A 20187-nucleotide genomic window follows, 5' to 3' on the forward strand; every position below is an offset into this window, starting at 1 on the left:
TTTAGCATGTTTTTAGTTAACTTAAGCTTCAATATGTATTTATTAAAGACAGGGTCTATAAATTAAACACTTTGCCCTTTGTTGCATTGTTTTTCGCATATATTGGAAAAATGAGGACTAAGAAACTTATTTCACTATTTGGACTATGCTTATGCTTGAATCAGCAGGCCTTTGGAGTGGAGTTGAAGCGTAAACTTCAAGTTGATTTATCAAAGTATAAAACACTTCTTGATATTAAGAAGATTCATCCTAATCATCTTAATAAAGACAAGCCTCAGCAATTAGACTTAAATTCATTTTTAAAGAAGAATATCCAAGACAATTCAGATGACGGTGGTTTTGAGAGTTCCGGCGGTGGAACTATTGTTAAAACTGGAGTCGGAGCTCCTATCTTATTAGACTTTGCTATTTATGATCAAGAGTTCGTTGATGAGTTTCATTATTCAAAAGGTTCTTCTGTTAAACTTAAGAATTATGCGAGCATCTTGGGTTACGAGAGGTTTTCATTTGATCGATTTGAAGAAATGGAAGTATATCCTCTTTTAAAAGAGAGAATAGAAATTTGGCAGGAAAGTAGTCCTGTGATCACTCATGCTATTAAAGCAGCTTTAAAGGGTGCTGATTGGAGGTTTACTCCACATCGAGTAAGAAGCTTTTATGAAGGTGAACTTTTTGAAGGAGCAGTTTTTTATTCAGGTGGTAAAGGTGCTTGGATCTCGGCGCCTGTTTGGAATCGCGTTGGTGATTTCACAAAGGTTGGCCTTCTTATTCATGAGGCCTTAAGGCATATGAGTATAAGCTATGGTGATAAATTAAGCGAAGATACGATCCACGACTTAACTTATCGAATTGTGCTAACAAACCCTGTTGCTGGTGAGAGTCTTGATTCTCGAAGCTACTATCATAGGGACTCAATTACGGCCCTCCACTTTAGGAGTCAGGATGAGCTCTCTCAAAGTAAGGCCAAATTAAGATCTCTTGCCTTAGATGAAAGGCTGAAAAACAGGCCCGAGTTACTTTCAATAGTTCAAGAAAGTATCGATAGTATTACAGATCCTGAGGCCCTAGGTGAAAGAATTGATAAACTTGATCGCCTTTACGAAATAACTTTTGATTCAAATGAAGCGAAGCTCTTATTAGAACTTTCAAATGCGATACATGAAGTAGTTGTCAGTCACTTTCGTGAGAAGGCATCAACTCCTGCTTTAGAGTTTATAGATACGATACGCTCTCTCGATTCAATTATGAGTTTAGGTTCAATTGGGGAGAGTATGATCATTGATTACCTTGAAAGTGGAGAGAACCCTTTTGGAATTCATGAATTAAAAGAGCGCCAGCAATTTCAACGAGAAATAAAGAAGCTCAAAGTATATCATCAGGGACTTCTTGAAAGAGGTGCCTTAATCGAAGCATACTAATCTAAAATACTTATACATCCGTTCGCTTGTAATTTTGATAGACTTTATAGATAAGTAAGTGTGCTACGTCGGTTTGTTCCTTGGCCAACACTGGTGGAAGTAAGGTTTCAACCTTTAAGAAAATGGAGATTACGCAAGACTTATTTCTCAAGGTGTTTAGATGCTTTTAATATTGTCTTAATTAACATTTTTACATGGTCTTGCAAATATTCCCAATGATGAAGATAAAGTGGAATATTAAAATCCATACTAGGGTTCATTTGTATAAGCTTTTGAGATTTTAACTCTTTTTCAATATCCATATATGGTAATAGGCCATATCCAAATCCACTAGTCACAGCTTTCTTAAAACTCGAAACAGAAGGGAGATTATTGATTCTTGTGAAGCTATCAATTCCAAAATTATCCTTTAAGTATTTATGTTGAACCTTATCGTATTTATCAAAAACAACTAATGGAGCATTAGCGAGAGTCGTTTTATTGACTCCATCCTTGAAGAACTCTTTGTAGAATCCTTTTGAACATACAAGTGAGTACTTCATACTCCCTAAGAAGATCGAATTATGACTAGGAAGTGACTTTTCTGACGAGCTAATACACATATCGACTTGGCCACTTTTTAAATAGTTAAGTGTGTTATCCTGATCATCAGCAATTATTTGTAATGTTATCTTGCTTGCGAGATCTTTATTTCCCAAAGCCTCCAAAAAGTAGAGGTCAAGACTATCCCTATTGATGGCCAATTTAATAATAGGTCGTATTTGTTTATTATGAATGATTTCAGCTTCTAGGCTCATAACTTTTCTTAATAAATTTAAATACTCCTCTCCTGACTTTGTTGCTGTATAAGGGGCCATTCTAACGAGTAGTTTACTTCCCACATATGATTCAAAGCTTTGTATTCTCTGAGAGACAGCTGGTTGGGATATTCCTAATGCTTTTGATGCTAGTTCAAAACTTTGAAGTTCAATAACTAGTTGTAAAGCTCTAAGTGCTTGATAGTCTATCATAAGATTTCCTTATTATTGATAATAATTATCAATTTTATTTATATCATAAATTGGAATAATATATAAGTCAGTAGGAGTTATTATGTTTGCTATTTTTTCACAAGGATTTTTATTACAAGCTAGTCTAATCCTAGCATTAGGAGCTCAGAATCTATTTGTGATAGATGTGGGTTTAAAAAAGAATAATCATATATTGGCAGCTACCATTTGTTCGATTTGTGATGTCGCTTTAATTCTACTTGGTGTCTTGGGTGTATCAGCACTACTTGTTAAAACTCCAATTTTTAAAGTTGGAGTCGGTGGAGTGGGAGCATTGTTCTTACTTTACTATTCATATTTAAAACTTAAGGAGTCATTCTTTGGTATTGAAATGAAAAAAGATGGCAAAACGGAAAGGTTATCAAAAAAGCTAATTATTTTAACTACATTAAGTTTTACGTTGTTGAATCCACATGTCTATATTGATACTTTTTTTCTCGTTGGAGGTTACTCTACGAAATTTGAGTCAATAAAAGATAAGCTAACTTTTGGATTTGGAGCAGGTCTATTTTCAATGCTTTGGTTTTATTTTTTAGCATACTTCTCATCAAGGTTTTCAACATTTTTAACGAAAGAAAAAAATTTAAAAAAAGTCTCTTTTTTTACTGGTCTAATACTAGCATATTTAGCTTATATGCTAGGGTTTGATGCATATAGAGAGCTAATCAATAACTTATAGGAGATTAATATGAATAATAGTTCCTCATGGATTATTCTTATTTTGGCCGGATTATTAGAGATTTGCTGGGCCGTTGGACTAAAGTATAGTAGTGGTTTTACAAAACTAATTCCTTCGTTATTTACAGTGTTTACTTTAATTGGAAGTATGTTGCTATTAGCGAAGGCCACTCAAGTTCTGCCCATTGGAACTGCTTATGGTGTTTGGGTTGGTATTGGTGCACTTGGGGCGGCCATTCTTGGAGTCGTGTTATTTAAAGAAGAAATTACATTATATAGATTTATCTTCTTAGCACTTTTACTAATCTCGATTATCGGTTTGAAAATTACATCATCACCTCAAACTGATGTCACTAGTCTTGAGGAAAATATTCATGTTTAGACCTAAGCATTTTAAAGAAGATGAAAGGGAGAAGCTCTTAACATTAATTGATAATTACCCACTAGGACTAATTGTTACAGATGACTTTGAAGCTAATCTTGTTCCTATGACCATTTCAGTTGAGTCAGGAGATTTATACTTAAATTGTCATGTTGCTAAAATAAACACCCAGTTGAAAAGTATTGAAAGAAAAAATAACCTTCTTATTGTATTTAGAGGACCTGAGGGCTACGTTACTCCAAACGTTTATGAGACTAAGAAGAAACATGGAAAAGCTGTACCAACTTGGAATTACTCAATGGTGCAAGCTCAAGGAACAGCTTCGATTATAAATGAAAGAGAATGGATTTTAGATCAAATAAATGAGTTAACTAATAAAATGGAATCTAAAGAAAGTAACCCATGGAAAGTTACTGATGCACCAAGTGAATATATAGAATCAATGTTAAAGGCTGTTGTAGGCATTAGGTTAAAAGTTGAAAAATTAGAAGGTGTCTTTAAGCTTAGTCAGAACCAACCTGTTGAAAATCGTTTGGGTATTAGAAAATACTTTAAAGATCGAGGAAATACTTCGATGTCAAAACTAATATAGAATATAAGAATATTCATCAGCTGATTTGGAGCCGAATAGTGAGATTGCGCCGGAGAATTAAGATGCAATGCTAGAGGGGGATCTGGAAAAGAGACTATTGCATATTTAGAACAAGAACAGAGTTTAAATCAAGATGATCTTCGCGCGGGGACGAATTAGTTCAAATTGAATTAAGGTGTTAGCACAGGAGTGTTAATGATCTATACACTCACAATTTTTTTCAACACTTTATCTAGCCGACAATCCATAACTAGCTGATTATCCACGCCTCAAGAGCCTACTTCTTAGTAAAAACTGGCTTTACTCTTGCATTATCTATTTACTGATACAATTCTTTTTAAAGTTTGGGGATTATGAAGCGCTCATTATTTTTATTCACAATTTTTGTCATGCAGTCATCTGTGTGCAATTTAGTAAAAGCGAGTGGGCACGTAATACCGTCCACTCTGGATTTAAGAAGTATTCAGTCTTCAGTTAAAAATCAAGGAAATCGAGGGGCGTGTACATTCTTTAGTGCTACCTCTTTATTAGAAAGCGAAATAATCAAACAGCAAAATATTGAGATAAATATCTCAGAACAATTTATGATTTACACTACCAAGAACTATGATGGTTATGGAGCATTGGAAGAAGGCTCAAGTGTTATTAGGAATCTTTATGCAGCAAAAAAGTATGGGATTACTTTTGAACAGGATCTTCCTTATCAACAAAGCTGGTTCTCACCAGGTATGCCATGTTCAGAGGACTCAGCTGGCACTTCATCTGGTTATGAATGCTACCACCATAATAGCAGTGTCGATAAAAATAGAATTATCTCATTAGGCAATAATTTAGAAATCATTGATATAGACGATAATATAAATCAAAGATCAGATCTAATTATTTCATACCTCTCTAAAAATAAAAGGCCAGTATCTGTTAATATCGTAATTAACGATGACATAATGCTTAGTTCGAAAAATGGAGATATCAAATATAATTCGAAGCTAAGAGATGAGTGCAATACTTATAGTATGTGTTTTGCTCACTCCATCGTCATCACAGGTTATAACCTTAAAGATAAAACTTTTAAGTTTAAAAATAGCTATGGAAACAGCTGGGGAAGTAATGGATATGGAACAATTGCTTTTGAGTATATTAATAAACTCTATGGGGCCCCTCAAATTATGGCCGTCGAGCTAAAGAAAAAATGGAAGCTTATTAAGCCGAAATTGCCTGTTACTATATCTCCTAAGGTATCAGTGAAATCAGATATTGACTTTGATGGTAGAGATATAAATGTAAAAGTCAATGGTAGGGTAGAGTACTTACCAAAATCGCAATTTAAAATTCAGTTTTCAGTTGTAAGGATTGCTGATGCTGGTGAACCAAAAATAGTTTCACTAGATAATAACTTTATTAACTTGTATCAATATGCAACAACCGATGACTTTGGAATCCTTGTTTTAGATGAGATTAAAAAAGTAAGCTTTAAAAATGTAAGACATAAACTCACGAAACTAAATGAAGAGCTCTACTTATTTACTCTTATTAATAAAGTAAGTGATAGAGAAGATGAAAATCTTGACTATACCTTTAGTAAACTCACTTTTCCCGCTTATGTGGAAACATTCAAAGACTGTTCTGAAGCATCAAAAACAGGCCTTAATCCTGACAAACAACAATGTTTTGATAAGTTTAAGGGCAGCTACACACTACAAGAGTGTCTATCTCATGCAACGGGGTTTGATATTATCTATATGGATAAGATTGCTAGTTGTTTTAAAGAGCTTAAGGGGCAATCTAACTTTGGACAATGTAGTAGCTTCATCAGATCAATTCCTGAGAGCATGGACAAGTATACTCAACTCGAAAACTGTAAAGATATCTATGAGGGCGAATACACTATATACGAGTGTAATCATTCTGCAAGATTAATATCTGATGCATACTATAGAGAAAAACAGCTAACGAGATGTGAATTAGGGTTTTAAGATGACCGCATAAAAGAAATCTCGATTAATGAAAGTCGATTGAAGAAGTAGAGTTTCTATAACTACTAGATATTTTTTTATTAATTCTTTCTTTCGAAAATTCATCATAATGTACTAATATATACCTACTGACAGCTCTGTCAGACCTTGCCTCTAATGGCCTTTTGTATGATCATTTAAATATTATTAGTTTTTAAAAAAACAATCGTCTGTTTTACATTGAGGTATTAGATGAAGGCCAAAGCCTTAGTTGTAGACAAGTGGGTGAATTGTAAAGATGGCCATGAGTTAGATGTAGAAGGTCCTGGGATAAAAATAATTCATGCCTTTCAAATGCTATGCCCTGGCTGTGTTTATCGTGGAATTCCTCAGTGTATTGAATTATATAAAAAATATAATTCTGAAAATGTCATAGTCGTAGGACTTCACACTGTTTTTGAAAACCATCATGCAATGACTCCTGATTGTTTGGATGTTTTTATCAAGGAATGGAGACTTCCATTTCCAATAGGGATAGATAAGCGAATAGAGGGGAATAAGATTCCTGAAACGATGAAAGCTTATCAACTTCAGGGGACGCCAAGCCTAATTATTATTGACCACTTAGGAGAAATTCAACTCCAGCATTTTGGTTATATTGAGCAAGAGAAATTAGAAACATTTATCGATCATCTTATAAATAATATGACATAACTAATAAGGAGGAATTATGTCTCGAATTGAAATAAAAGAACCTTCTCAAACATCAGGAAGTCATGCCGAAATCTTCTCTCAAATAAATGATGCTTTTGGTACAGTTCCAAATATGTTTAAGGTAATAGGTAATTCTGAAGTCGCTCTTGAAAGTATGTGGAATTCTTTTGGAGCATTAGCAAAAGGAAAACTTGGAGCTAAGTTAGGTGAGCAAATTGCTGTGCTGGTTGCAGATATTAATAGATGTGAATATTGTTTGTCAGCGCATACAGCTCTAGGGAAAAAAGCTGGCGCATCAGAGGATGAAATGAGAGCAGCACAATCTTGTGAATCAAACGACCCTAGAACTCAGGCGGCCCTTCTTTTTTCAAGAAAGATTGTTCAAAATAGAGGTGCCATTGATAGTAGTGATGTTGATGAGGTAAAAGCGGCAGGGTTTAATGATGAAGAGGTCGCTGAGATCTTAGCTCATGTTGCGCTCAATATTTTTACAAATTATACTAACGTATCCTTTGCCGTACCATTGGACTTTCCAAAAGTTAATCTTCGTTAAATTTAATAAAGAATAGGCCGAGATTTTCAAATCTCGGTCTCTCTTAATATTCGTTATTCTCTTCAAATATAGATTGAAATTTACTGAGTTAGCTTAATGTAAGTGTCTAATATTTAGACATTATTAACATATTTTCACTCCCTGACAAAGATGATCAAAATCATATTATAGTTAATTTAATTAACCATTCAACTCAGGAGAAGATATGAAAAAGCTATCAGTGGCCCTAGTTCTAACTGCCAATATTTTTGCTAATAATTATCAAATTAGTCATTCGCATTTAAATGAGATCACTCAAGATAGTGAAGCTGTTTTTAAGCCTATTGCTATCGAGGAAAGGGCGGTAGATGAAAAGTCTAGGCTTGATGGTGTTAGAAAGAAAATTGTAATTACATATTCCAATTTAAGATACTCTGATGTTGAAACTGAATATAATGTTAATCGCGAGGATGAAAATCTTTATAACCTTAGCAATGAAGAAATTAATGAAATGCTTAAGGAGAATACTGTTTTAGAAGATGGTAGAAAAATCTCCATTGAATATTTAGTAACAGATAAATTTAGTATTGAACTATCAGATACCTATAGAAAGTATAGTATGAATGGGCGTCATGTTGGGTACACGGAAGGAGGTTTTTTAGAAGAAGACCGTAGCGATGTGTATGAAATAAAAAATACGACAGAGTTAAATGATATACAGTTAGGTGTTAAATACGCAATTCGTCTGATAGATACGCCAGAGTTCAAACTTGATATTAGCCCTGGAGTGAGTGCTGGTGTTGTGCACGTGAAGTCTGATTCAAAAACTTATTATAATGGAGAGAAGTACGAAGAAAATCATTATAACGATATTGGAGGCTACTCTTACGGTGTCTCTCTTGAGGCAAAAGCAATTTTCTGGGACCGTTTCTTTGTTTCGGTTGGTGCTGAAAGTAGAAGTTATGTTATTGCTCCTCAAGAGTATAGCGATGGGTTCTCTCAGCAGATTGATCAAAGTGGTGTAAATATATTTCTAGGTGTCGGTGTCCGATTCTAATTCTATTTCATACTAGCTCCTATGTTTAATAGGAGCTAACTTTTTCTACTTTTCTTATCTTTAATTCCAAATACTTTTAATTTATTTGCTCAAATTCTAAACTTTCTTGGCTTTATTTCGATAAGAAGTTAGGAGAGAGGTTTAATGTTTAATGATATAAAGAATTTTTCTTACATTTTTTTTTTGATAATTTTTATGAGTTGTGATGGGAGTATATTCTTCGAATTTGACCTCAGAAACTCACCGTCGGCCCTTACTAAAAAGATCTTGTTCGGAGCGAATTCTCTAAGTGGAGGGAGTGAGAGTTTTGGTACGGCAGGACATGATTTATGTAATGCCATTACAGTGGATACAGGCGGAAATTTATATTGTGCGGGATTTACTACTGATGCGATAGAACCTGGGGCCCTTGTTGATTCGACAGGAGATGCCTTTGTTATGAAAATAGGTCCTTCAGGTGATTTAATATGGGTTACACAACTAGACTCCACTAAACCAGAAATTAATAACTCTGAAGAACTTGATGTTTGCCAAGCTGTTAAAGTCGACAATATGGGAAATGTTTACTGTGGAGGTTATACTCACAGTAACTTTGTTGAACCCAATGGGTCGGGAAGTAGTAAAGATGCGTTTGTAGCGAAACTCTCAAGTGATGGCTCGATAACCTGGGTCAGGCACTTTGGTCAAAATACTGCATCATCTTCAATTCATATTAACAATCTATCCGGTGAGGATGGATGTAATGATATCGCTATAGATGGAGCTGGGAATATATATTGTGGAGGTTCCTCAGATGGTAATTTTGCAGAACCTAATGGTGGAAGTTACGATATTATAGTTACTAAGCTAGACACAGATGGTGATATTTTGTGGGCCACTCAGCTTGGTAGTACTAGCTTAAGCTCAGGTGAATCATCAGCGAAAGATAGTTGTGAAAGTTTAGATATTGATAACTCTGGTAATATTTACTGTGGTGGATATACCGAAGGGAATTTAAATGAGGCTATATCTGGATCTTATGATGCTGTCGTAGTTAAATTTAATAATAGTGGTGCGCTAGACTGGATAACACAATTGGGGAGTGCTACAGGAGTTTCTCGTGGAGATGACTACTCTGCAGGAGAAAATTGTGGTGCATTGTCTGTTGCCAAAAATGGCAACTCTATATACTGTGCTGGAGAGACTCAAGGAGCAACTTCCGATATAAATGCTGGCGGATATGATTTATTTGCTTTTAATATCAATCCTTCTACAGGGAATGTAAATTGGGTTACCCAATTGGGTGATACTCGTGAACAAAGCTTTGCTGGCCACGATTACTCAGGTAATGAAAGCTGTACTTCTAAAGTCGTAGGTCTAGTAACAAGTGGAATTTCTGACGTTGATACGGATGGTAATTTTTATGTTAGCTGCTCTACAAACGGCAGTACAGTTGAGAGCTACACTGGGGCCGGAAGCTTATTTATAACTAAGTTCTCTCCAACTGGTAATATAGACTGGGTTACACAATTTGGTGACTCTTACGATGGAACTAGTGGTTCAGCTATCCCTATGGGACTCAAAGTTTATAATGATAAGTTAGTTGTTTCAGGTCTATCCATTTCTCAAGATTTTCTCGGAGAAACTTCTAATAATACAAGTGGCTACGATCCCTTTATATTAATTATGAATACAGATGGTTCGTATTAGAGATATATACTTTATCATTCTATCTCTACTTTAACACGTCGGTTTTTCGAATAGGCCTCTTTATTTGTTCCAAAGGCCGTTGGGTGATCCTCTCCCCAGTTTTCTAATTCGAAATTGGTCTTCACTGATAGCGATTCGAAGCACTTCTTTATTGCGTTAACTCTTCTTGTAGATAAAGCTTTGTTGTATTCTTTAGAACCCCTAGCATCAGCGTAACCAGTTAATCTAATTGTATTTATTTTTTCTATTCTACTAACGATTGAAACGATCTTTATTAGCTCTTCATCAGAAATTTCATCACTGTCAAATTCAAAGTGAACTTCAAACTCTTTTTCGATGTCGATTTTTTTTGATTTTAATTCAATTGAACTATTTAATCTCTCTTGACATGATTTTCTTATCTTTTCTTTAATTGATGATTGAGGAGGAGTCTCTTGAATGGCCTTATCGTCTTTACGCTTACAATATCCTAAAAGTAGGAGGGCCAATAAGATAATAAGAATTATTATATAGTAAATAGACTTTTTGTTCTTATTGTTATTTTTATTTGTTGCTAATTTGTCGTTAGATTTTGTCATCGCTCTTTCCTAGAATACAAAAATGTCTGCGCTTAATCGATATGACCAATTATCATAATCATTTTGAAAAAAAGAAATATAACCAACTGAAGCATCGAGCTCAAGCGCTTCGAAAATATAGAAGCTCGCTCCTAGATACAGCTCTCCAGAAAAACGATTTGGAGTATCGACGCTAGCGTCTTTTAGCAACTGTATATCATCAGCAGGTCGAATTAAGTCAGCATTCATTGCTGCTACAATATAACCTTTAAAATTAAATTTTGATGTTATTTCAAAAATTCTATTAAACTCATTTGATAATGTTAGCGATGAATATCTATAGTTATCACTTCCTATCTTAATATTTACACTAGTTGAAGTATCTGGGTCTGTTCCACTATATGTATAACTATCGTTCTCAATGTGCGCAAAATAAAAAGTTGCCTTAGGTACTAGTGTTAAGTCGTTCCAATAGAATTGTGTCGTTAAGTTAGATGATAGAAAATACCTAGTACTGTCGAATTCACCATTTAGCCAATCAAGATTAGAATTTACATTTGCTTTTCCAAGGCCAATCCAAAAATCAAAAAACCATCTATCTTGAAACAGTATAGAAGCGTATGGGCCAATATTCCAGCCATCGCTGTCAGCAAGCGCAGCACCACTGAACGCATTATCTTTTAAATCTTCTAACGATAGGGCCATACCTGCATATACTTCATTCTTAAGTTCAGTATCCGCTCCAATAAGAAGTGATTTCTGAGATGTCATTCTGCCGCGATCTTGATCAGTATCTGTCGACTCAAGAAGTCTAGTATCTGCCCATAGTCTAAGGCCATGCGTATCTGTTTTTAGAACTCTATCTGAATCAATTTGATTTCTTCCTAGATAGTTTTGTAAAACTCTTCTAGAGATTGAACGGCCATGATAATTACTTGTCTTTAAAAGTTCTTGTTGTGATGCCACAACTATTTCGCCTAGGCCTCCATTTCCTCCACCTGAACCACCACCTACAGGAATTGTGATTCCACCTTCTTGTGATTTCGTATCTATCGCACAAGGTGCATTCCCACTATTCTCGTAGAAAATATGATCACCGTCACTGCCAGTTGATACTTTATTTGAAATTTTAATTTTAAAACTATTTGAATTAAGCTGAAAATCATTTGAGTATGATGCATCCTGTGACTCAAGTCTAAAGTCACTTGATGCTTTAAAGTTATTAAAAACAAACCATACAGATGAGCTATTATCACTAGTTTTTCCAATGTAACTTAAACCGCCGAAAATTCCACAGTCTCCATTTCCTGCGAAAATTGGACTAGCGCTTAATAGATATAAAAGAAATATAAGTTTTAAATGAGAATTCATAATTACCTCGTCTACTATGAACGATAACAGAGTAAACACATGTGGTAAATAAAAAATCTTGTTTTGGCGCCGCTTGCCTTATCAGCTTTGTACTAGCTCTTAAAGAGAAGATTTACTTCTTATCATTTATTCTTTGTTGGTAAATTTTTACTTAATTATGCTATAGGTGGATTTTCTTTCGGTTTTTCTGGCTCTTTTATAGGTGGTTCATTTGGCACTTCTGGTGGTGCTTTTAAAGGAGTTCTCGTTGGTGCTTTTGGTGGCACAGGAGCCTCTTCTGGTACTTCTTTTGGAACTTTTGGTTTGTTATTCATGATTACCTCCATCCCTTTATCATACGATAATTTTAGAATTAATTCCAATTTGTTAAGTCACTAGGATTACTCATTAGTTTAAAGCTTAACTTGGTCATAAAGTTTTAAAACTTATGTATGTTATTATTCTGTGAATGAAGACAAAAAATTATAAAAACAAAAATCGCAGAGTAGGTTTTGAGATAGAGTTCCAAGGTTTAACTCCTGAGAAAACGGCAGTGTTAATAGCTGATAACATTGGTGGTGATGTCGATAAGGTTAGCGATGCTTGCTTTAAAATACACACAGAACACGGAGTCTTTCAAGTCGAAATTGATGCGAAATTCTTGAAGGAATTAGCAGCATCTTCTGAGAGGAATACTAAAGTGAAAAAAATTGATTTTGAGGGTGTCCTTAAAGATATCTTAGAACCAATTACACAAGAATTAGTTCCAACTGAGATTGTTTCTCCGCCAATCGAAGAAGACAACTTTGATGTGATTAGGAAAATTGAAGAAGTACTTCATAGTGCAGGGGCAAGGGGGACGAATGAGTCATCTTATTTTGCCTTTGCAATGCAATTTAATCCAGAGATAACTTCGAAAGAAAGTGCCTATCTCTTAAGTATACTCCGTTCTTATATTCTACTTAGCACGTGGCTGCATTCACAAATTGATATAGGCCTAACAAGAGAGTTAACGGGTTATGTTGATGACTTTCCAAATGACTATGCTGAACTGGTTCTTGATCATACGTACAAACCAGACCTTTCAAAGCTTATTGATGATTATTTGGAATATAACCCAACACGAAATAGAGGATTGGATTTCTTACCACTTTTTCTCTTTTTAGATGAGGATCGTGTACGAAACGTCGTTACTGATGAGCGTATAAAACCGAGGCCTACTTTTCATTACCGCTTGCCTAGTTGCCAACTGGGGCTAGAGTCCTGGAATATATTTGTAGAATGGAAGCGTTGGCGTCTTTTAGAGAAAGTTGCAAGTGATAAGAAGATGATTAGTAAGATGTCTAAGTCTTTTATCGATCTCTATAATGATAGTTCTCTTAATTTTGAAAAGAAATGGCTTAGGCTCTCTAATCACTATATCGAGGACTTTCGTTAATGAGACCCCTTATTGGCGTAACTAAATCATATGGTTTTTCTGGTCTTATTCAAAATTTAGCGATTAGGTTGTGCTTATATTTTTCTAAGGCAAGATCTATCAATCTTACATCAAAGTATCCTCAGTTTGATGTCGATATTCATGGCCTTGTTATTTCTGGAGGTACGGACTTATACCCAGGAATCTATAAAAGTAAAGATATCAAAGAAAATTACAAGTATGACCACGAAAGGGATGAACTCGAACTTGCCTGGCTTACTCAGGCCAAGAGAAAAAAACTTCCTATCTTTTGTATTTGCCGTGGGGCCCAACTTTTAAATATATTTATGGGGGGAACCCTTCATACAGATGTATCAAAAATATATGAACAGGCAAATTACCCAAATAGCTTATGGGGAAAGATCTTTTATCGTAAGAAGATAAATATTAAACCAGATACACGCCTAAGTGATATCTTTAAACAGAATGAATCTGAAGTGAATAGTCTACATAGTCAATCTATCGATAAGGTTGGATATGGACTTGAGGTTAGTGCTGTTGAGAATAATGGGGTTATTCAAGCTGTAGAAAATGAGGGGGCATGTTTTATTATGGGCCTACAATTTCATCCTGAATTTCTTTTTTACCGCAAGGATATTAGAAATCTATTTCACAAATTCGTGATGGAATCTAAAAACAATGTCCATTGAATATGAGACATATCTGCTGAATCTTGTCTGAGTTTATTTGATTCATTAAAGATAGTAGCTTGGAGCTTTTTGTAATAAATTGAAATATTTATATTTTCGAATATATCACAGATTTTCTACTTTCTTGTAACTATTAAGTTAAAGTTGGAAACCTTAATGAGGTAAAGTTTTTCTTAATTTGGTATTTGTGTCTTTTGGAGCTTTACCCTTTTAACAATCTAAAAACGAATGCTTTCTGCCGTATACCTTTAGTTACTCTAAAGAAATCACTTTTTTGATCACTCGAAGTGAAATTGACAATAGTATTTAGAAAAAAGTAATGAGTCTCCAACCGTTAAATATACAGGAGATTTCTATGAGAAAGTTTATGATGCTTTTTGCATTTATTATTGTTGGTTCTTTATCTAATGTTCAGGCTTATGTTAATGCTAATGCTCAATGTTGGGTAAATGGTGGAGGCCAAGCCGTTTGTCAGGTTTGTAATAATTATTATAATAGACCGATTTATTGTAATATGAATATGCGTGGAATGACGGCAAATGGTTTTTGGTTAAATGGATTTCAAAATGGTGTTGTTTATCCAGGTCAATGTATAAATGGATTTGTAAGAGCAAATAATCCATATGTCGATCCATTAATCGATGCGAATGTTAACTTTAACTGTCGATTCTAGACATTGGAATTACTTTGAAAAACATAATACTATTCGCCTTATTCATTCTATCTATCAATACATACTCAGCAGTCGATTATAACGAGATTAAAAGAATTGTCGTTAGTGAGAATGCTCAGGAGTTAGACTTCTATCTTTCAGAAGTTGAATATAGAAGAGAGAGAATTGATTTTAACCGAGAGCTTAATGATAATGGTGATACCCTTCTCACTTTAGCTGTATGGAATAAGAAACACCTGTTTTTAAGAGTTATTGATAGGTATTCATTTTTAGCAACTTCTAAAATTGATTACAACAAGCTAACAAAGAGTGGTAGTAGCGCTGTTAACCTTGCTGTATACAGTGGTTGTATTAAATGTCTAAGGTATTTAAAGGTCGCTAAGGCGTCGTTTACAAATATTGGACCTTCAAGATTAGATGCTCTTCATACTGCCGTTTATACACCGAAGGTAAGCTCTAAAGAACGCTTAGAGCTTGTCGAGTACCTCATTGATAATGATCTTGCAAATATGAGATATCGTGCTGCCGATGGTGGAAATGCATTACTTTCAACTTTGTCTCGCGATGAAGATGTGTCACAAGAAATAGCACTTCTTTTGTTAGAGAACCTGATGAACCCTAATGTTAGAAATGAGCATAAAGATACTCCTCTACATTGGGCCGCTTCAAAAGGTTATACACAAGTTGCTCGTGAGTTAATTTACGCAGGAGCCTTTGTTGATATTAAAAACAACTCTGGTTCAACACCTTTATCTCTTGCTGTCTTTAGCAATAAACCAGGTATAGTAAGACTTTTAGTAGAGGAAGGCGATGCTGATGTTGACTTGATCAGTGGAGATAATATCATCCCTATCATGATGGCCGCTAACAATAATTCTAGAGAAATGGTTGAATTATTGTCTCATCGAAGTGATTGGGGGAATTCTGCTAATAAAGTTTTAGAACAAAAAGAAGAGACAGTTTCTTTAATTCTAGAGCTTGTAAAGTTAAGCAATTCTGCATTTGAAAACACTCTAGGTTCAGATCTATGGGATATTGGAATTGTCGATGACTATATTAGTGACCAGAAGTTTAATTCAAGTCCTAAGATGGGCCTTAAAGTGAAGGACGCCAAGTCGAGAGAAATTTGTGGTTATAGCAGTACAATTTATCTCGATTTCAGAAGGGCACGACCTTTTGAAGAAGTTTCAGTATCATCTCATGTTGGGATTATTGGCCTAAAATTTACTGACGAAAGTATCACTTATACTGGTACACAGGGAATACCTAGGAAGTTAAGCTTTATAATGCCGTTTAAAAGTGTAGAGGAAAAGAATAAGTGGGTTCAAACATTTGATAGAATTCACTATTTATTCAAGAAAAATGAGAATTTTGGAAATGGGCCGTTTGAGATGCCATCTCGTTACAGTTCTGATTGTTTAAGCTTACCATAGCTAGTCATTAATTAAATATATGATAGTCCAACTATTAAATTTCTTATAACAGTTGGACTATTTTTAATTAGAGAGTTACTTGCGCGACTTCACGTTATAAATCATATCTGAAAAGCCATACTTGAATTACATGTGGTGAGGGCTCTTGTGTAAAAACTGGGTTATGGCCTTCATATTTTTTTATTAAATTTCCGAATACGTCATAGTAAGTGGTTTCACCAATTTCATAATGATAGAATAGGGCGCCATTTCTAGCGATATTTGATGTGACCATATCTGTTTCCACTGTTGTTCCATCATGATTGTAGACAGTGCATATGCTCTTGTCTTCGTCACACTTAAATAAGTTCTCATAACCATCTAAGTAGAGTAAGCCCTCAGTAAAATATTGTTTACCATTTCTAAAGTAAATCGAATAATTCGTTGTTGAGCTAATTAGTTTTGTTGCGCCAACTTCTTTTATCCAAATATGATTGTTCTTGTTAGATAAAACTGTATTTGCTAATTCTGAAGTTCTATCAATAATTAGAGTTTCATTAGTCACAATATTTCGAATATATGCTTCGTACTTTGTATGCCAAGTAATTAGATCACCACCTAGGGTAATATAATTACTTGTTTCTTTCTTGAAGTGCTGACGGTCCAGTTCCATATAGAATTCAGTCAAATTACGCTTTCTTAATATTCCTTCCTCGAAGGTGATCTGCTCAATTTCAACTCTTTCTTTTGTTCTCTTGATTCCTTGATCTGAGGCAGACTTAACAATACTTGAGAATGTGAATACAAAGAGCTTTTTATTTTGAAATCGCACATAAGTTCTAACAGAATGATCTTGTGATAAATCATTTAGTTGGATTCCCATACTATTCATTCTGTCATCAACAGCTTCAAATGATTTAAACTCTCTCTTGTAAACAATTTTATTCTTTGTATTTGCAATGATTAATTGTTTGTTATTATTTTTATTTTCACAGACAACTGCTATACCATGTTTGAAGCCAAAAACTGGCGAAGTAGCACTGGTGCGATTACCGATTTGAAGTACAGGAGGGTTTCCGTATCTACTTCTTGTATCAAAAATCGCGTAGTAATCTGATAAATTTGGGCACTCGTTCTTTATATTGATATAGGCTGTATTTTTATTAATTAAGGGCTCATATAAGTCAAATATTTCACTCGCTCTAGTAATTGTATTAAAAAGACTGGCAATTATAAGTAATTGTAAATAGATAGATTTTGCTGATTTCATTTCTTGAGATTAGCATAGTTAAATTTAGTTTAGTGGTAACGTGAAGAATATATATTGTGTGTATAAAAATATGACTGAAAAGGGGGATTTTATCGTTATAACGCAGTGTTTACGTAAAGGTCTGCTGGAATCTTATAAAACCATGCTCCATTAAAAGGAGCATGGTTATTTAAGTTTATTTTTCGATAGATGAAGTTTTAGCGTAGTTAATTGCAGTCGTAAGAAGAAGACTAACAAAGAAGAGTACGCTTAGGCTTGTTTGGTAGTTGAAGCCTTCAACTCCAGCAATTTCCATTCCTGCAATAGCAAGGATACCAAATAGAAGTGCAAAGAGAGCATCTCCTGTAATTAGTCCAGCAGCAGTTAGGATTCCGCGATGAGTGATTTTTGTCACAGACTTAGTACCAGAAAGTCTAGCAAGAGAGCCTAATAGAATTCCTGTTCCAATATATGAAGGTAGATAGATTCCAACTGCAAATGCAAGTGAGCTTAAAATAACACCTTTACGTTTTCCGATGATTTCAACAATAACTGCTATAAGGCCAAGACCTGTACCAGCAAGCACAGGCATTAGTGGAATATCGCTTTGAATAAAGAGTGATTTAAGAACTGTGGCAAAGAAAGCGGCTTGCGGTGCCGGTAGTGCTTCACTTCCAAGAGTTCCCGTTTCGTGAGCAACATAAACTGCTAGAGGAACTGAAATTGCTCCACCTAAAAGTCCTACAATTTGACCAACAAATGAGCTGGAAACTTTTAGGCCATTAAATTGCATTGTTTTATAATCTTGTGATGAATCATTAGATGCACAAATGGCAACACAAGCAGCAACAATAATTGGAACTAAGAAGTAAACACCTTGAATCCCTTCAAGTCCAATAGCAAGACCAACTAAACTTAGAACTAGCATTCCCATGAATACAGTACCTGAAACTGGGGAAGCTGATGAACCAACTTGAAGTGATAAAAGAGCACCGAGACCACTTAGGAAAAAGATAAGAAGTAGTGCAACGATACCAAGTGCAACAAGTCCTACCAGTGTCGCTCCTGAATATATCATCATTCCAATTAGTAAGAACGCACCAAAACCGATCGATGAAAGAAGTTGCTTTCTAACTCTGGTAGGGATTTCTAATTGCTCAGCATTAAAGTCTGCTTTCTTATTTGCTAGAGCTTTGCGAGTTTTTCTTCCTTCAATAATATATGCAATTAATGAGTAAACTACGGCAACAACCATGGCCGCACCACCAACCCAACGAAAAGTTGTCCCTGGCATACTTTGGGACGCGGACACTCCCTTAACAACGGCGTTTAGAAGTCCTCCAAAGAAGATTAGGATGGCCGTAGGAACAGTAAGAAGTGCTCCAATTCCAAAGTATAGTGGGTTAATTGGAAGAGGAAGTTTTGTTTCAACGCCACTAAGAGTGAACTTAAGATCATAGATACTTGCTTTTAAAACTTTTATTTGGCTTAGGAAGGCCATCACAAATCCAAGTGCTAGACCTGGGATAAGTGAGAACTTTAAAGGTGGACGTGCTTGTGGATTTTCTGCAGCCGTTTGAATAAGACGGTCACAGGCAACGGCCTCAGGAGCTGGAAGTTTTGGATCTGTTAAAAACCTTTGAGTTGCAAGGCCGACAAAACCCCAGCCTAGGAAACATCCGGCAGAAGAAGCTAGAATCAGTGAAAGAATATCGACTGGTGGAACAGGCTGTCCAAGTTCCGCCGCTAAGATTTGAACGATTGGTGCAACGAAAGCGACACCTGCTGTTACTGCAACTCCTGCTGAACCCGTGACTTGGGCCATGGCCAGGAAACCTTTCATATCACTTTTAAAAAAACTACCCATTGCAACCCAACCAAATAGAACTACAAGGGGGCTGATCCCAGGGGTAATACCTGCTTTTAGTGCTGAAAAAACAAATGCTGAACCGAGTACAAAGGAGATGATAAAGCCAAAGGCTATCCCTGCTTTTTTAGATTTTAACGATGGTTCGATAGCATTACTCATTTAGTCCCTCCAATTATTATTTAGTTATAATTATAGAATCTCTTTACTGCTTAGATTTAGCAAGTATTATGTATGTATGACGAAAATTGATAAAGAAAAGCTTACGGAAGAAATGAATTCAAAGAATCGTGAATGGTTAATTGAGTCTGGTGGTGTTTCAGCTCTTTTCATTCATAATCTCGAAAACTTTGCTTATCGCTACCTTGAAACATCAACAGATAAAGGCATTAAGTGTGTTGTTGATGGGGATGTATTTCGAGTGCTATCTTGTGAGCCGTCAATTTTAGAGGCCCTGAAGTGGGATAACCCAGAACTCAAAAAGTCACTAATTGATTTATGTAAAAGGTATCCAGGAAAGGCATCTCAAGAGCTTAGAATTAATTTGTGCATAGAAACGATGATGTTAGGGGAGCAAAAGAATGAATGCTCTGCTCAGATAACGTGCTTAATCCCAAGTGGTGAGAGCACTATTCTCTTTGAAAAGAAGACAACGATGAGCTTCGATGATCCAATTGAGCTTCGAAACAGGCATGCGGCCCTCCTAGAAGAGGTCTGTTCTATCTTTTAGAAATAGAATTAATTGACACACTTGTAAATCTATAGTGAATTAATTATTTCGCTGAATTAAAATAATATTTTTCAAATTAAAGATAATCCTAGTAAAATACTTAACAAAGTTAAATATTAACAAGGTTATATTTTATCAAAGATTCTTTATCTAGAAAAT

General features: G+C 35.1%; 20 protein-coding genes. 14 read left to right on the plus strand and 6 right to left on the minus strand.

All coding sequences use genetic code 11. The annotated features are described in order from the left end of the window. The first annotated feature begins 110 nt into the window (after positions 1 to 110). Positions 111 to 1418: a hypothetical protein gene (locus M902_RS13105; protein ID WP_021268129.1), complete on the plus strand. Its 1308-nt coding sequence runs from the start codon at positions 111 to 113 to the stop codon at positions 1416 to 1418. A gap of 140 nt (positions 1419 to 1558) precedes the next feature. Here M902_RS13105 and M902_RS13110 read toward each other — a convergent pair whose 3' ends face one another. Beyond that, the gene (locus M902_RS13110) at positions 1559 to 2428 is read right to left on the minus strand and encodes an ArgP/LysG family DNA-binding transcriptional regulator (RefSeq protein ID WP_021268230.1); all 870 of its coding nucleotides are present in this window, start codon (positions 2426 to 2428) and stop codon (positions 1559 to 1561) included. 82 nt (positions 2429 to 2510) lie between these two features. Between M902_RS13110 and M902_RS13115 the strand changes: the two genes are divergently transcribed. The 8 genes from M902_RS13115 to M902_RS13150 all read left to right on the plus strand — a co-directional run bounded on the left by M902_RS13115 (position 2511) and on the right by M902_RS13150 (position 10063). Further along, positions 2511 to 3146 (plus strand): LysE/ArgO family amino acid transporter, encoded by a 636-nt coding sequence (locus M902_RS13115; RefSeq protein ID WP_021267837.1) that lies wholly within the window; start codon positions 2511 to 2513, stop codon positions 3144 to 3146. Between the two features lie 9 nt (positions 3147 to 3155). Continuing rightward, on the plus strand, positions 3156 to 3527 hold the full coding sequence (locus M902_RS13120; protein WP_021268562.1) for a multidrug efflux SMR transporter: 372 nt from the start codon (positions 3156 to 3158) through the stop codon (positions 3525 to 3527). Then, positions 3520 to 4119, plus strand: a complete 600-nt coding sequence (locus M902_RS13125) for an FMN-binding negative transcriptional regulator (protein ID WP_021267945.1) — start codon at positions 3520 to 3522, stop codon at positions 4117 to 4119. Before M902_RS13120 ends, M902_RS13125 begins: the two co-directional genes overlap by 8 nt. Before the next feature lie 389 nt (positions 4120 to 4508). Continuing rightward, complete coding sequence (locus M902_RS13130; protein WP_198011904.1) at positions 4509 to 6092, plus strand: C1 family peptidase; 1584 nt, start codon at positions 4509 to 4511, stop codon at positions 6090 to 6092. Positions 6093 to 6323: 231 nt separating this feature from the next. Beyond that, positions 6324 to 6785, plus strand: a complete 462-nt coding sequence (locus M902_RS13135; protein ID WP_021268450.1) for a peroxiredoxin — start codon at positions 6324 to 6326, stop codon at positions 6783 to 6785. 16 nt (positions 6786 to 6801) lie between these two features. Beyond that, a complete protein-coding gene (locus tag M902_RS13140; protein ID WP_021268311.1) occupies positions 6802 to 7338 on the plus strand; it encodes a carboxymuconolactone decarboxylase family protein in 537 nt (178 codons plus the stop codon). Between the two features lie 205 nt (positions 7339 to 7543). After that, positions 7544 to 8374: a hypothetical protein gene (locus M902_RS13145; RefSeq protein WP_021268092.1), complete on the plus strand. Its 831-nt coding sequence runs from the start codon at positions 7544 to 7546 to the stop codon at positions 8372 to 8374. A 183-nt stretch (positions 8375 to 8557) separates the two neighbouring features. Then, positions 8558 to 10063, plus strand: coding sequence for an SBBP repeat-containing protein (locus M902_RS13150; RefSeq protein WP_198011905.1), 1506 nt, complete (start codon positions 8558 to 8560; stop codon positions 10061 to 10063). Positions 10064 to 10077: 14 nt separating this feature from the next. On the opposite strand, the gene M902_RS13155 is transcribed toward M902_RS13150, so the two are convergent. From M902_RS13155 to M902_RS16545, 3 genes are all read right to left on the minus strand, one after another. Continuing rightward, positions 10078 to 10641 (minus strand): OmpA family protein, encoded by a 564-nt coding sequence (locus tag M902_RS13155; protein WP_021267757.1) that lies wholly within the window; start codon positions 10639 to 10641, stop codon positions 10078 to 10080. Between the two features lie 9 nt (positions 10642 to 10650). After that, positions 10651 to 11991 (minus strand): autotransporter outer membrane beta-barrel domain-containing protein, encoded by a 1341-nt coding sequence (locus M902_RS13160; RefSeq protein WP_021267874.1) that lies wholly within the window; start codon positions 11989 to 11991, stop codon positions 10651 to 10653. Between the two features lie 155 nt (positions 11992 to 12146). Then, positions 12147 to 12305 (minus strand): hypothetical protein, encoded by a 159-nt coding sequence (locus M902_RS16545; protein WP_156979877.1) that lies wholly within the window; start codon positions 12303 to 12305, stop codon positions 12147 to 12149. A gap of 134 nt (positions 12306 to 12439) precedes the next feature. Here M902_RS16545 and M902_RS13165 point away from each other — a divergent pair, with 134 nt between their 5' ends. The 4 genes from M902_RS13165 to M902_RS13180 all read left to right on the plus strand — a co-directional run bounded on the left by M902_RS13165 (position 12440) and on the right by M902_RS13180 (position 16203). Beyond that, a complete protein-coding gene (locus M902_RS13165; RefSeq protein ID WP_021268272.1) occupies positions 12440 to 13408 on the plus strand; it encodes an amidoligase family protein in 969 nt (322 codons plus the stop codon). Continuing rightward, positions 13408 to 14097: a gamma-glutamyl-gamma-aminobutyrate hydrolase family protein gene (locus M902_RS13170; RefSeq protein ID WP_021268306.1), complete on the plus strand. Its 690-nt coding sequence runs from the start codon at positions 13408 to 13410 to the stop codon at positions 14095 to 14097. The genes M902_RS13165 and M902_RS13170 overlap by 1 nt, the downstream gene beginning before the upstream one ends. Before the next feature lie 355 nt (positions 14098 to 14452). Beyond that, positions 14453 to 14770: a hypothetical protein gene (locus tag M902_RS13175; RefSeq protein WP_021268076.1), complete on the plus strand. Its 318-nt coding sequence runs from the start codon at positions 14453 to 14455 to the stop codon at positions 14768 to 14770. A gap of 14 nt (positions 14771 to 14784) precedes the next feature. Further along, on the plus strand, positions 14785 to 16203 hold the full coding sequence (locus tag M902_RS13180) for an ankyrin repeat domain-containing protein (RefSeq protein WP_021268018.1): 1419 nt from the start codon (positions 14785 to 14787) through the stop codon (positions 16201 to 16203). 94 nt (positions 16204 to 16297) lie between these two features. Here M902_RS13180 and M902_RS13185 read toward each other — a convergent pair whose 3' ends face one another. Further along, positions 16298 to 17452, minus strand: coding sequence for a hypothetical protein (locus M902_RS13185; RefSeq protein ID WP_021267758.1), 1155 nt, complete (start codon positions 17450 to 17452; stop codon positions 16298 to 16300). A 175-nt stretch (positions 17453 to 17627) separates the two neighbouring features. Then, the gene (locus M902_RS13190; RefSeq protein WP_021268072.1) at positions 17628 to 19460 is read right to left on the minus strand and encodes an oligopeptide transporter OPT family; all 1833 of its coding nucleotides are present in this window, start codon (positions 19458 to 19460) and stop codon (positions 17628 to 17630) included. 76 nt (positions 19461 to 19536) lie between these two features. On the opposite strand from M902_RS13190, the gene M902_RS13195 reads away from it, so the two are divergent. Further along, positions 19537 to 20028: a hypothetical protein gene (locus tag M902_RS13195; protein WP_021268457.1), complete on the plus strand. Its 492-nt coding sequence runs from the start codon at positions 19537 to 19539 to the stop codon at positions 20026 to 20028. Positions 20029 to 20187 lie beyond the last annotated feature (159 nt).

Source organism: Bacteriovorax sp. BAL6_X (assembly GCF_000443995.1).
Taxonomy (GTDB): domain Bacteria; phylum Bdellovibrionota; class Bacteriovoracia; order Bacteriovoracales; family Bacteriovoracaceae; genus Halobacteriovorax_A.

Bases quoted from the DNA above. Each gene is read 5' to 3' on its own strand.
- M902_RS13105 (WP_021268129.1), top strand. From the start codon at position 111: ATGAGGACTAAGAAACTTATTTCACTATTTGGACTATGCTTATGCTTG.
- M902_RS13110 (WP_021268230.1), bottom strand. From the start codon at position 2,428: ATGATAGACTATCAAGCACTTAGAGCTTTACAACTAGTTATTGAACTT.
- M902_RS13115 (WP_021267837.1), top strand. From the start codon at position 2,511: ATGTTTGCTATTTTTTCACAAGGATTTTTATTACAAGCTAGTCTAATC.
- M902_RS13120 (WP_021268562.1), top strand. From the start codon at position 3,156: ATGAATAATAGTTCCTCATGGATTATTCTTATTTTGGCCGGATTATTA.
- M902_RS13125 (WP_021267945.1), top strand. From the start codon at position 3,520: ATGTTTAGACCTAAGCATTTTAAAGAAGATGAAAGGGAGAAGCTCTTA.
- M902_RS13130 (WP_198011904.1), top strand. From the start codon at position 4,509: ATGCAGTCATCTGTGTGCAATTTAGTAAAAGCGAGTGGGCACGTAATA.
- M902_RS13135 (WP_021268450.1), top strand. From the start codon at position 6,324: ATGAAGGCCAAAGCCTTAGTTGTAGACAAGTGGGTGAATTGTAAAGAT.
- M902_RS13140 (WP_021268311.1), top strand. From the start codon at position 6,802: ATGTCTCGAATTGAAATAAAAGAACCTTCTCAAACATCAGGAAGTCAT.
- M902_RS13145 (WP_021268092.1), top strand. From the start codon at position 7,544: ATGAAAAAGCTATCAGTGGCCCTAGTTCTAACTGCCAATATTTTTGCT.
- M902_RS13155 (WP_021267757.1), bottom strand. From the start codon at position 10,641: ATGACAAAATCTAACGACAAATTAGCAACAAATAAAAATAACAATAAG.
- M902_RS13160 (WP_021267874.1), bottom strand. From the start codon at position 11,991: ATGAATTCTCATTTAAAACTTATATTTCTTTTATATCTATTAAGCGCT.
- M902_RS16545 (WP_156979877.1), bottom strand. From the start codon at position 12,305: ATGAATAACAAACCAAAAGTTCCAAAAGAAGTACCAGAAGAGGCTCCT.
- M902_RS13165 (WP_021268272.1), top strand. From the start codon at position 12,440: ATGAAGACAAAAAATTATAAAAACAAAAATCGCAGAGTAGGTTTTGAG.
- M902_RS13170 (WP_021268306.1), top strand. From the start codon at position 13,408: ATGAGACCCCTTATTGGCGTAACTAAATCATATGGTTTTTCTGGTCTT.
- M902_RS13175 (WP_021268076.1), top strand. From the start codon at position 14,453: ATGAGAAAGTTTATGATGCTTTTTGCATTTATTATTGTTGGTTCTTTA.
- M902_RS13185 (WP_021267758.1), bottom strand. From the start codon at position 17,452: ATGAAATCAGCAAAATCTATCTATTTACAATTACTTATAATTGCCAGT.
- M902_RS13190 (WP_021268072.1), bottom strand. From the start codon at position 19,460: ATGAGTAATGCTATCGAACCATCGTTAAAATCTAAAAAAGCAGGGATA.
- M902_RS13195 (WP_021268457.1), top strand. From the start codon at position 19,537: ATGACGAAAATTGATAAAGAAAAGCTTACGGAAGAAATGAATTCAAAG.